Genomic DNA, 12230 nt, shown 5'->3' on the forward strand with positions numbered 1-12230 from the left:
AAAAAGAATAGGCTTTTTTACCTATTCTACAAACACGATATGTAACCTTAGTACTTCTCATTCCCAGTCAGATGCTGGGAATGAGGTAACGAGGTGCCTTGATGATATTATTTTCCAGAGTTTCCCCGTGGCTTAATTGTGCAGCGGTCGAACCATTCCTGGTAAGTTTGTTGATGTTTTGCATCTTCAAGAATGATTTCCACTCGCACTTTCGCGCAACCGTGAGGCCGCTGATGTGCGATCGCATCTAAAATTCTACTAGCTGTTTTCGGCGAATCAAACTCGCCCCTTACTGTTGGCTGACTGTTTGGGCTTGCAGCTCCATTGTTTAAACGTATAGTTTCAGTCAGCTCAACTCCAGAGATATCTCCTTGTCCTAAATCAATTTCTGCTAATTGCTTGTGTTCTGGGCTGACTTGTTCAACAATCAAAATCTCCCGTCGAACTGGAATCTCTACCATCCGCGTTTGGATTTCTTTGCGAACAATAACTTCGCCTACTTTATGTTTGCTACTGTCTACGACTAATCGTTCTTCTAGCAAACGAATGATTTCTTGTTCTACAACTTCTGCATCTGAAGTGTTAGAATCTGACATAACTTTCTCCGATTGCTTTTGGTTATTATTTAATTGTATTGCTGTTGGGGTGACAGATGCAGTAGAGCTTTCAGTTGATGAGCGTGCAGGCATTACCGACGTTTGTGGAATTTCTGCAAATTCCCCATCCCCATTTGGTATTATATAATCTGCTGAATACTCTATTTCCGATTGGCTGACATCTACATAAAGCGTTTTATCTGCTGAGTCTACTTGCTGGATGTGCTTGCTTCTAATTAAAAATAGGCTGGAGACTGGATCAGCTTTAGCCGGAGATATGACTAAGTTTAACTGACGAGTTGAGTCTAGAATTACATCCTTCACCTCACCCAGCAGCACACCTTGCCGATCCTTGGCGGTATAATTTTTTAGCTTATTCTTCAACTTGCTCAACAAGACATTGATCCGAATATCGTTTTCTTGGGAACCCTGATTTTTTGGCAATGTTTCGTTGTTCATTTTATAGAGCTTACTAAATTTTTTTTTGACCCAAAAACCTATTTATTATTCGTTGGTTAACGGGTGTTTGGAAAGCTTACTGATTTCGACAACATTCGCCAATAATCTATCCAAACACCCCATTATGCTGCGATTATCCTAAAAATTAGGTAGTGTAATTTTCATCCATCCAACAAATCGGTAGGCTTTCGCCTGAAGGAAAAACCAATTTTTCCTTTTGATAAGTAGCCGGTTCCTGTTCCTCTTGTCCTGCTTGGTCTCTTCCAGAGACAGCACTTGAAGTAGGGCTAATTAGAGGCTGAATATCGATTATTTCAATCAAACTGCCGGATTCTTTATCTTTGAGAAACATAGAAGATGCCTAAATTGGGGTTCACTGGAAAGGGTTTACCGTCTTACAGATACCTGGTAAACATACAGGCACTGAGAAACGGGAGTATCCTACTTTTGTATAAACGCCAGACTACTAAAGTCGCAGCTACTCAACCAAAGCCCGCGCAGGCGGGCTTTTTCTATTAGCCTGTTCTCGCTACGGCTTGGTTTGTGTAGCCACACCCTTAACGGTGTGGGGGTATATTTCCAAAAATAGGATACACCCGCTTACACGGTTATTTGTCTATCAAAATCAACTCAACAACCGTATAGTTACGGGGGCTAATTAAATTCGGTCGGTGGGTAAGTTGGTAGAACGATCTACAAACGTTTGATCGGTGGTGTTAACATCTAACTCTTCGCGACGGATGGTTTCTTCAGCATCCACTGTTTCGCGGTCTACTACTTTGCTGACTCGCACTTCTTCACGTACAAAAGCTTCTTTGTGAATGTCAGGAGTTTCTTCGTAAATTTCCATGCGTGCTACTTCGCCTTCTTGGAAACTAACAGTTCCCGGAGCAACTGCTTGACCTGCATCCGCTGGAGTAACTCGCTCAATTACAACTCGCTCTTTTTCAATTGGCACTGAAACTCGTGCTGTTTCGGTTTCAATGTGCTTGCCAACTGTAACTTCACCTGTTTTTACGCGAGTTTTGTTAGCAATAAGTCGCTCTTGGTACAGTTTGAGAGTTTGATGATCGCGATCGTTTATCTCGTACAAAGAGGGTTCTTGCTGATAGTTATAGGTGCTGCGGTCATATGTAGCATCAGCTACCGGGCTAACAGATGCACCCATAGCTGGGGAGCGATAAACTCCTCTTACCTGTTCTTCATAATCGTAATCAGTTGTCATGCGATCGCTATATTCGGGTAGAGCTTCTGCTTGCTCCCTAGTCATGCCACTAACGTATACGCGATCGCTATTATAATCAATTCTAGAGCGACCAATTGGTAGCAAAACTTTTTTGCCAAAAATCCAAAATCCTAAGTCAACCACTAGATACCGTAAGTGACCTTCTTCGTCAACTAAAACGTCGGTAACGTTGCCAAATTTTTCTTCATTAGATCCTTCAGTATAGACACTCATCCCTTGAAGGTCATTGCCACCAAAAGTGTCGCGGTAGTTTGGATCAAAATCTTCTATTTTTAAAAGAGCCATGCTACTTTCCCTTAAGTTGTTACATCTCTATGTTATTTACTTTACAAATATCTCGAATTTGCTTCCTCTCCCCAGCGACTGAATTCCCTAAGATAATGAAGCTCATCTAAAGGTGTAAAACAGTTGATACTAAAGCTTAGATGTGCGGAATTTTGAATATTGAGGTTTAATTTTGCGTCTATAACAAGCAGCAGTTTTAAGTAATATTAAGTATATTAATTGAGCCGAGCCAGCTAATATATATAAATGCTTATTTATATATATAAAAAAATTAATATTTTTGACAAAAATAAGGAATGAAAGTATATAAGAGAAGGTTGAAAAATAAATCTGCCGGACGGTAGATAGTAAGGATGTATAATCAGTCGTGGTTAAAGCTGGTGGAAAAACACCGAGCGATCGCAGTCATAAGAGCGCCACAGATGGAACTTGGTCGTCAAATGGCTCTAGCTGTGGCATCGGGAGGGATGCAGCTAATTGAAATTACTTGGAATAGCGACAAAGCAGCAGAGTTAATTGCCCATTTGCGTTCCGAATTACCAAATTGCACAATTGGCACAGGAACGATATTAAATCTAGAACAGCTAAAGAGCGCGATCGCATCTGGCACCCAGTTCGTCTTCACTCCTCACGTTGATCCCACTCTGATTAAAGCAGCAAATGATAGCGGCGTACCGATGGTGCCTGGGGCGCTTTCCCCCACGGAAATTGTCACCGCTTGGGCTACAGGTGCCAGCTGCGTGAAAGTGTTTCCCGTCGGCGCTGTAGGCGGACAGAAATATATAAAAAGTTTGCAAGGGCCATTGGGACACATTCCCTTAATTCCCACAGGCGGCGTAACCCTGGAAAATGCCAAAGAATTTCTACTAGCAGGAGCGATCGCAGTCGGAGTTTCCGGCAGTTTATTCCCCCAAAAGGGGCTTACCATACATTCTGAATCTGAGCAATATGCGCTCATCGCCCAACGCGCCCAAACTCTGATGCAAAACTTAGTAAATTACCAGACAGGCTGATTTAGGATTAAGCTAATAAAATCCGATATCCATTGATGCCATTAGTTAGAAAGAGTTTTTCCTTGAATTTCTCTGTTCTGACCCACCAAATCAGCCGAAGAGCCATGAAAAGCATCATTTGTCCTGCCTTAAAAAGTCGCCCAGTGGCTTTATTTGCTAGTGCAGTGCTGACGCTTACGGCGATGAGTGCCTGGGTAAAACCAGCTTTGACACAACCACAAGGCGCGATAATATCCAGCAAAATGCAGGAGTTGCAACAATCAGATCAACGCTGGATTCAGATCGATCTGACAAAGCAACGCCTGATTGCTTGGGAAGGCTCAAAACCTGTGTATGCGATCGTTGTATCCACTGGCAAGCGTTCCACTCCCACGCGCATCGGTACTTTTGCCATAAAATCTAAGCACCGCTATAACCGGATGCGCGGCGAAGGTTACGATGTTCCTAACGTTCCCTATACGATGTACTACTACGGAGGTTATGCAATTCACGGTGCCTACTGGCATCGTCGCTTTGGCACTCCAGTCAGCCACGGTTGCATAAATCTGGCAGTAAATCATTCTAAATGGCTATATAACTGGGCTTCAGTGGGAACGCCCGTGGTTGTTCATAAATGAAGGGATTGGGGAAGAGGGAAATTCCGAACTCAAAACTCTAATCCCAAGTAAACAAAAGTAACAATGATGTGAGGGGTGAATCGTGGAAAACTTAATTCGTTTTTCTTGGTTACGTCGGCGTGGAACTTTCTGGACAGTTGTGGCACTGTTTTTTACAGCTTCGTGTTTTTGGATAACGCCAACTGAGGCGGCGTCCAAATCATCAAGATCAACACAGGTTGGTGCGCCCTCACTACAATTCAATAAAATTACTAGAAAAGCGAGGAAAAAAGTTCGAGTCAAAAAAGCTGCAAGAGGACGACGCTGGATACAAGTTGATTTATCAAGTCAAAGATTGGTTGCTTGGGAAGGAAAGAAAAGAGTTTATTCCTACCGCATCTCCAGCGGTAAGCGTTCAACTCCCACTCGCCTCGGAACTTTCGCTATTCAAAGAAAGTATCGCTCAACTCGGATGCGCGGCAGAGACTACAACGTTCCGAATGTACCTCATGCAATGTACTACTCTGGCGGCTATGCGATTCATGGAGCCTACTGGCACAATCGTTTTGGCAGACCTGTCAGCCACGGCTGCGTCAATCTTCCGGTAGGAGCAGCTAGAAGGTTATACAGCTGGGCACCAGTAGGGACGAAGGTGGTTGTGCAGCGGTAATGGGGATTGGGGATTGGGGAAAAGTCTTATCTACTCCCTACCCCCAACCCCTTCCCACCTCTCCTTAACCCTCTCCTAAGAGGCTACCGTGTATACACAAGTCTTCTAGCGCTGTCCTATAACAGGATTTCGGTTCTGTACAGAGATGTGTATACACCGTAGCCTAAGAGGAGAGGGAAGCCGAATAAATGTTTTATACGGGGAAGGGGAGCCAGAAGCCCCTCCCCTTGTAGGGGACGGGTTGGGGAGAGGTCAAACGATTGATTTTCAACTCAGAGACTCGGAACGAGAAAGTCAGCTTAGCTGAACTACAGACTGATTTTCTAATAGAGTTTGGTTTGTTAGCAGGTCTTGGACGGTGATTCTGAGGAAGCGATCGCGATCTACTTGAAACTGGAGTTTAACGCGATCGCTCCCTGGATAACCAGGCGGTGCGAGTTGGGCAATGCTACGCGCCCCTTCTCTGTCGTTGAGGGGTTGCACTGATGTATCACCCCCAAGACGGCGAGTAACGAAGCGATCGCCTTCAAAATATACTTCTGTACCGCCAGTTTCCGCTCCTATTTCGCCGATAATTAGTTCAATGCTGGGTTGGTTTTCCACCGAAGCACCCAAGAGTAGTTCTACCGGATCGCTCATCGGGTAAGCTTGTCCGGAGTTAATTAGTTTATGCCAGTTGTGGCGATTGTTACGCCGATCCCAGTAGCGGATGCCGTAACTATGGTAGAGAAAATCTTGCAGTTCGACACCTAGACTCAGCTGGAGTGCGCCGGATGCGATCGCTTCAAACGGGCGATCGCATTTAATTTTACTAATATCAAAATATTGTTGCACCCAAGTCTGCACAGCCGGAATTTGCACTGTACCGCCAACTAATAAAACTGCATCAATGTCTGAAACTTCGATACCTTGGCGACGCGCTTGTTGCAAAACTTGAGTCATCGACTCGTCTAAACGGTCGAAAAATTGGTGTTCTTTGAGGATAGTTTCAAAGTGCGAACGATCTAGTTCTAGCTCGTAGCTTTCAAATGTTTCATCATTGAAATACACTTCACTCGCTTGAGTTTGACTAGACAGTTGAATCTTTAACCGTTCCGCCAGTCGCGTCGTTAGCGGTGTCGCCTTCAACCTCTGAGTTTTGGCAAAGTAATCAACCACCCAATTGTCAATATCCGAACCCCCCAAATTTTGCCCAGCTTTCGCCAACACGCGGGCAGTTTTTGCCTTCTGCGCTGATTCATTCAAAGGTTTCTTACCCCACTTGAGGATAAAACCCAACGGCTTCTTATCTGCCTTAATATCCAACCGCACTAGGGAAAGATCCAGCGTCCCGCCGCCGAAGTCCACCACCAGCAAAACGCCCCCTTCTACCATTCCGTAACCCAAAGCTGCGGCTGTGGGTTCATCCAACATCCGCACCTGTTCCACTGGCAAATCATCGCATACTGCTGAAAGCCAGTTGCGGTAAGCTTCAAAGCTGTCTACTGGCACAGTTAACACTAGCGACTCTACTCCCCCCCCACTGTTGGGGAGGGCTGGAGAGGAGTTATTTTCTGCAAGCTTCTCAATAATTTGTTGGAGAAACAATTTCCCAACTTGCTCAAAAGTAATTATCTGCCCGTCCAATTCTGGGATGAAGCCTTGGATATCAGCACCAATTCCCCGCTTAAAGTTGCGGAAAAAGCGGGGATCTGCGTTCAGATCCAGACCGCGATCGCGCACTGCTTGCCCGACCACAACCGTTGATAGTGTTGCATTCTCAACATAAAGCAAACTGGGAATCAGCGGGGGATTCTGCTCAAACTTTACCGATAAACCAGGTAGGCTAACGGTTTCTGGCTGCTGGGTTGCTGCGTTCCAGCGAGCAATTACGGTGTTGCTAGTTCCAAAATCAATTGCGATCGCCATTCAGGATCAGTTCACCGACACGCCGGGATAAGGTCTTTCAAAGCATTTTACCAGGATGCTGTTTTCCTTTGGCTTGTTGTGTCTGAAGGTTGCCAAACCCTATGCAGCCGAACGCTTCTGACACATTACGTATTTTTATATACTTTTTTCCTTGCATTTAGGATACATCTCTGGTATTTTACAACTACCTCTTTGGACATATGGCAAGAAAATGAAACATTTTTTAACATGGGAAGCAACAAAGGGAGTTTAAGGAATAAGAATTAGTCCTCAAGCCCTTGAATAACCACATCAACACAAGTTCCTTAAAGGGAAAGGGCTGAAATTATGAATAATCCGCAAACAACGGAAGCTAATGATTTTTTAGGAAGCCTCAAAAGTGGTTTATGGATCTTCGGTGTATCCTCTTGGCTATTTGGAATCACTGATAGAAGTATTGCGTCCTTCGCTGATGGCTACCTTTCTGCATTAGATATTACTCAGTTGTTTACAGCTTCCTTCTTTTTTGTAAGTTGGCTGTTTTTGAAACCAGCATCTATCAAAGCTTTCGTCCCACAGCCTTTTAGAAAGTTTTTCCGGGTGCAACAAGAAGCCAACAGCTAAAGGCAAAAGGCATGAAATAAATGCCTAGTAATTTGTAGTAATTCGTAGGTTGGGTTGTAGCTTGCTTGGGTGTAGCGGTACGCAAGTGTTATCCAACGACTCGCTTTCATCTACTGAATGTTGGTTTGCGTTCCAAGCGCCCAACCTACTTTCTTTTCTACATTCTTTCATAGAAAAGGCAAGAAATAGCACTAGCGGCACTTTAAGGTACAACGCTGCTATCCGAGTCAGCCTGACTTAGATTGCACAAAGTTTCAAGCAATTTCGATCTATCTGTTTGTAGGTCAAACAAGTGTAACCCAAACCGTTCAGACAATTCCTTACAAACTTGCATCCCCCTAACACTGCTACCGTGCGAGTCCAGGGGAGGCGAGAAAATTCCAATTCCCATTTGTTGCGGCACAACTACAAGCAATCCACCCGACACCCCACTTTTTCCGGGAAGACCGACTGTATAAGCCCATTCTCCGGCAAAGTCGTACATTCCGCAAGTGTACATGACAGTTAAAATATCTCTGACATAGCGCGAATCAACGGCACGATCTTTAATAATCGGGTTAATACCATTATTGGCGAGAGTCGCTGCCATTACTGCCAAATCGCGACAATTAACCATCAAGGAACACTGCTGAAAATACAAATCCAGCGCCTCTTCAATTTTTGCGTCAATCATGCCAAAATTCAGCATGAGATGCGCCATTGCTCGGTTACGATGGCCAGTAGTGCGTTCAGACATGAACACGGGCATATCTATAAAAAGATTGTGACCCACATAGCGCTGAAACATATCCAGCATCCGCACAAGACGTTCAGTAGGCCCCGATCCTTTGATTAAACTGGTGGTAGCGATCGCGCCTGCATTTACCATCGGATTATACGGTCGCTTTGACGATTCATCCAACACAATCGAGTTGAAAGAATCCCCTGTTGGTTCCACCCCAACCCGCGTCAAAACGTAATCGCGTCCATGATCTTCCAATGCCATTCCATACACAAATGCCTTGGAAATCGACTGGATGGTGAATAATTGTTCGTAATCGCCTACCTCATATATTTGACCATCTACAGTAACAATACAAATGCCGAACCAATCGGGGTCTGCTTTCGCTAATTCTGGGATATAGTTCGCCAATACGCCGTCACGCATTGACTTGTACTTGAGATGCAACTCGTTGAGAAAGTCTTGAAGGATGGGAGAATCCATAAAAAGGTAATTATGTAAAAGGCAAAAGAATTGTTCAATTTCGCCTTTTTCTTAACTATTAACGATTAACGCAAACTTTCAGCCGCTTGTTTGATAGGTGCCAGCAACTCCAAAGGTACGTGAAGCATATTAAGCGAGTGACGTTCTGGACTTACAGAATCAGAATTGGGGCCATGATAATCACTGCCACCCGTCATCAGTAAACCATACTCATCGCACAATTTCTTTAAATTATTAATTTCTTTTGGGCTGTGGTTGGGATGATAAACTTCAACGCCCATCAAACCAGCTGCAACCAATTCCTTCAGCACTTGTTCAACTTTACCGCCTCGGAACAAGTAAGGATGCGCCCAGACTGGAACTGCACCGCAAGAACGTAACAGAGTAATACCCTCAACAATCGAGAACTTCTCGTAATGCACGTAAGCGGGTTTGTCATCGCCCAGCAGAATGTCGAAAGCTTCCCGCGACGATTGGAAATAACCCGCTTTTACGAGGGCAGTGGCAATATGAGGACGACCTGGTGCCATACCTTCTCCTAACTGGGGTAAGTCAATTGGGTAGCCTAGTTCTGCCAATTTCGCTACCATCTCTTGAGAGCGGCGTTTGCGTCCTTCGATGCGATCGCGCAAAGGTTCTCGAAGCTTCTGGGCATCAGGATAAAATCCTAAAATATGCAATGAGCAGTCATTGTGAACGGTACTCAGTTCAAGTCCGGGGACAATTTCCAGGTTGTGCGGTTTAGCAGCCGTAAACGCCTCATCCCAGCCATTCATCGTATCGTGATCGGTGATGGCGAGGGCGCAAACTCCAGCATTCACCGCCGCTTCAACAAGTTCGCTTGGAGTGAGAGTTCCGTCTGAGTAAGTTGTGTGGGAGTGTAGTTCTAGCATTCTTTAATTGTAATTATTTCTGCGATTTGCGCCTTGGGATGCACCTTACCAGCAGAAAGGTTATCCACCCTGCTAGTAAGGTGAATATAGCAATCCTAAACGAGTTGTGAAATATTTTTTCGTTTGTAGCGCTTTCTTGTCACGAGAGGAACAGGCATCTTGCCTAAACTTTTCCCCTACACCTTAAAGATAACATAAAAAGAGGTTTTTATAACTCTAAGTAACTTGTTATAATCTGCATATTCAATTTCAGATAGAAGACATAAATATATACATAAAGTGAGGAAAAATGACTGAAGACAAAACCTATTTAGAGCTATCTGAGTCAGATAGTAGTTCTCACAAATTTTATGAGGTAATTGTCAACGGTGCGGAAGTATCGATTCGTTACGGTCGCATTGGCGACTTAGGACAAACTCAGGTTAAAACCTATCCAACGCCGGAAAAAGCCAAAGCTGAGGCGACCAAAAAGATTAACGAGAAACTGAAGAAAGGTTACGAACAAGCAGTTATGGGAGTGCGAAGTAAACGTCCCGTGACTCGACGGGAAATAAAGAGCGATCGCTCAACTGCAAACCAAGCACCTGTAGTTTGGAAATTCGCCTCTTCTTCCCCTGCTTTCGGTATCTTTATTGACAACTCACGCTGTTGGTTTGGCAATCAAGCGGGTCAAATTTTTGCTCTCAGCCATACGGGAATTGTCCAAAATCAGTTTCGTCTTCCTGACGGCGTAAAGTGTATTGTCGCTGATGAAGGCTGGCTTTATGCTGGGTGCGATGATGGCAAAGTATACGATTTGACCGGAAAAATTCCGCGTGTCGCTTATGAAATTGCCCCCAATGTGAATATCTTCTGGCTGGATATCAAAGATGCCATTCTCGGTGTTTCTGATGACACTGGAAATGTTACAACGATTAATCACGAAGATGAGTCTCAATGGACTAAAAAAAGTAGTGGCGAGTATGGCTGGATGGTGCGCTGCGATGAGATTGGTATCTATCACGGTCACAGCAAGGGCGTAACCATGTATGACTGGGAAGATGGAACGAAGATTTGGAATCAAAAGACTCGTGGCGGGGTGCTGTTTGGCTGGCAAGAAGAAGCATTTGTATATGCTAGTACCAGTGAGAATCAAGTTTATTGCTTCACTAAGAAAGGGGAAGTTAGCACAATATATCAATGTGATGCGCCTGTTTATTCTTGCGCGACTGCTGAAGAAGGTAAATATGTCTTTGCAGGCGACGATTGCTCCTCGATTTATTGTTTTAGTCAACAAGGAGAGCGTCTTTGGAAACTAGCCACTGGCTGCGGTTCTGCTTTCTCCATGCAGTTTTTAGATGAACATCTCTACATCGTTACCACCGATGGTTCTCTTGCTTGCATCGACGCTAGTGAAGCTGCAATCAAAGCGGCGCAAGCGGGTACAGTTTCCCAGGCTATTAACATTAAAGCACCTACCGCCGTTGCCGCAGCCGTTCCTTCTAATACGTTGGAAACGACATCGAACGCCACTCAGGGAGTGATTGTGGAATGTTTCAAAGAAGGCGGGAAGTTAAGAATTCGCACTGTTTCCCCTGGTTACAATCCTAGTTGGAAAGTACAATTCCCTCAAGATATTCGCTCTGAAGGTGTGCGTTATCTGGTGGAAGAGGTGCGCGAATCTTCTCGCGGCGGATTTTATCGTGCTTTTGGGGATATTAAGAAATTAGTTTAGTAGGTGGAGGCTGCGATATCGCTTGCTCTAACCTATGCGATCGCGCCTCTTTTACAGAAGGCGATCGCTCTTGAAAAGTCTTATCATTTTCAGTAGTTGCGATCGTATTCGTTGAGTTGAATAATAGTGAAACCCAACCTACTATTACTAGGCTTTTTTCTCGATGACTCCCCGCGATCAATTTGCAATTCTGCCAAGTGGAGAAATCCGCATCAATTGACCGATCTCTAATTGAACTTGTGCGAGAAGTTGAGTTACCTTTTGCTCAAGAGGAATATAACGAGTGGATTACAAGTGGTGAAGATACCAGGAAAGTGGATTTAATTGCCGGGGATTATAGCTACCTCCCTCCTAAGATGGTGATGTTTCCTTCTAAACATCTGCTTGACGAACCCTACAGGATTGCCGAGGAAGGTTTTATCCTGAAACCTGAAGATTCATGCAGAGGGAAAACCGCTATTCTTGGTTGCACTTGCGGCATCCTTGAGTGCTGGTTTCTGCTTGCTCGTATCTCACTTACAGAAACCACCGTTACCTGGTCTGATTTTCAGCAGTTTCATCGGGATTGGTGGACATATAACCTTGGTTCCTTTATTTTCGCTCGCCAGGACTATGAGTTGCAGCTTCGTGGAACCTTCTAACATACGCGAAAATGAAAGTATCGTTTCCTGCTGAGTCATTATGACCCAGGCCGCAACTAAACGTTTTACATTAGCTGAGTATCATCGCCTAATTGAATTGGGTTTTCTCAACGAGGGCGATCGCGTCGAGTTGATTCGGGGAGAGCTAGTGCAAATGGCTGCAAAAGGCACACTTCACTCTGTTTGCAATACCAACAGGAGTTACGCAGTTGGTACAAGAGTCAGCCAAGGAGCCGCTAAGTAGGAACGCACCGCCTCCCGAACAATACTGGCTTTGGACTCATACCAACTAATGCCAGTATTAAACCAATGCATCTCCAGGCGTAGAAACGCTCGAATCGCCAAACCAATGTGATTGCGTTGAGCACGAGAAGAACGCACTTGGGCTTTTTCAACCCCACA

At 44.7% G+C, this 12230-nt stretch carries 12 protein-coding genes and 2 pseudogenes; 7 read left to right on the forward strand and 7 right to left on the reverse strand.

All coding sequences use genetic code 11. The annotated features are described in order from the left end of the window. Window positions 1-107: 107 nt before the first annotated feature. The 3 genes from H6F66_RS28145 to H6F66_RS01500 form a co-directional block, all read right to left on the reverse strand. Complete coding sequence (locus tag H6F66_RS28145) at window positions 108-1055, reverse strand: DUF2382 domain-containing protein (RefSeq protein WP_190417543.1); 948 nt, start codon at window positions 1053-1055, stop codon at window positions 108-110. Window positions 1056-1200: 145 nt separating this feature from the next. Next, window positions 1201-1407 carry an acetyltransferase gene (locus tag H6F66_RS01495; protein ID WP_190417545.1) on the reverse strand — a complete coding sequence of 69 codons (207 nt, stop codon included), beginning with the start codon at window positions 1405-1407 and terminating at the stop codon, window positions 1201-1203. A gap of 306 nt (window positions 1408-1713) precedes the next feature. After that, window positions 1714-2586, reverse strand: a complete 873-nt coding sequence (locus H6F66_RS01500; RefSeq protein ID WP_190417547.1) for a DUF2382 domain-containing protein — start codon at window positions 2584-2586, stop codon at window positions 1714-1716. Between the two features lie 353 nt (window positions 2587-2939). On the opposite strand from H6F66_RS01500, the gene H6F66_RS01505 reads away from it, so the two are divergent. From H6F66_RS01505 to H6F66_RS28690, 3 genes are all read left to right on the forward strand, one after another. After that, on the forward strand, window positions 2940-3599 hold the full coding sequence (locus H6F66_RS01505) for a bifunctional 4-hydroxy-2-oxoglutarate aldolase/2-dehydro-3-deoxy-phosphogluconate aldolase (protein ID WP_190417549.1): 660 nt from the start codon (window positions 2940-2942) through the stop codon (window positions 3597-3599). Window positions 3600-3703: 104 nt separating this feature from the next. Further along, window positions 3704-4216 (forward strand): L,D-transpeptidase, encoded by a 513-nt coding sequence (locus tag H6F66_RS01510; RefSeq protein ID WP_190417551.1) that lies wholly within the window; start codon window positions 3704-3706, stop codon window positions 4214-4216. Between the two features lie 82 nt (window positions 4217-4298). Further along, complete coding sequence (locus H6F66_RS28690) at window positions 4299-4865, forward strand: L,D-transpeptidase family protein (RefSeq protein WP_190417553.1); 567 nt, start codon at window positions 4299-4301, stop codon at window positions 4863-4865. Between the two features lie 294 nt (window positions 4866-5159). On the opposite strand, the gene H6F66_RS01520 is transcribed toward H6F66_RS28690, so the two are convergent. Next, window positions 5160-6773: an Hsp70 family protein gene (locus H6F66_RS01520; protein WP_190417555.1), complete on the reverse strand. Its 1614-nt coding sequence runs from the start codon at window positions 6771-6773 to the stop codon at window positions 5160-5162. A gap of 327 nt (window positions 6774-7100) precedes the next feature. Here H6F66_RS01520 and H6F66_RS01525 point away from each other — a divergent pair, with 327 nt between their 5' ends. Then, entirely contained in the window at window positions 7101-7376 is a 276-nt protein-coding gene (locus tag H6F66_RS01525) for a hypothetical protein (RefSeq protein WP_190417557.1), read from the forward strand. A gap of 202 nt (window positions 7377-7578) precedes the next feature. Here the strand turns inward: H6F66_RS01525 and glsA are convergent, their stop codons facing one another. Both glsA and H6F66_RS01535 read right to left on the reverse strand, forming a co-directional pair. Beyond that, the gene (gene glsA, locus H6F66_RS01530) at window positions 7579-8580 is read right to left on the reverse strand and encodes a glutaminase A (RefSeq protein ID WP_190417559.1); all 1002 of its coding nucleotides are present in this window, start codon (window positions 8578-8580) and stop codon (window positions 7579-7581) included. 65 nt (window positions 8581-8645) lie between these two features. After that, entirely contained in the window at window positions 8646-9473 is an 828-nt protein-coding gene (locus H6F66_RS01535) for a PHP domain-containing protein (protein WP_190417561.1), read from the reverse strand. A gap of 289 nt (window positions 9474-9762) precedes the next feature. Here H6F66_RS01535 and H6F66_RS01540 point away from each other — a divergent pair, with 289 nt between their 5' ends. The 3 genes and pseudogenes from H6F66_RS01540 to H6F66_RS01550 all read left to right on the forward strand — a co-directional run. Continuing rightward, window positions 9763-11187 carry a WGR domain-containing protein gene (locus tag H6F66_RS01540; protein ID WP_190417563.1) on the forward strand — a complete coding sequence of 475 codons (1425 nt, stop codon included), beginning with the start codon at window positions 9763-9765 and terminating at the stop codon, window positions 11185-11187. A 239-nt stretch (window positions 11188-11426) separates the two neighbouring features. After that, window positions 11427-11828, forward strand: a complete 402-nt coding sequence (locus tag H6F66_RS01545) for a hypothetical protein (protein ID WP_190447431.1) — start codon at window positions 11427-11429, stop codon at window positions 11826-11828. A 40-nt stretch (window positions 11829-11868) separates the two neighbouring features. Beyond that, a pseudogene (locus tag H6F66_RS01550) lies at window positions 11869-12021 on the forward strand (Uma2 family endonuclease); the annotation flags it as partial. 8 nt (window positions 12022-12029) lie between these two features. On the opposite strand, the pseudogene H6F66_RS01555 reads toward H6F66_RS01550, so the two are convergent. Continuing rightward, window positions 12030-12230, reverse strand: a pseudogene (locus H6F66_RS01555) (IS701 family transposase); the annotation flags it as partial.

Origin of the sequence: Trichocoleus sp. FACHB-6 (genome assembly GCF_014695815.1) — a bacterium.
GTDB classification, from domain to species: domain Bacteria; phylum Cyanobacteriota; class Cyanobacteriia; order Cyanobacteriales; family FACHB-T130; genus Funiculus; species Funiculus sociatus.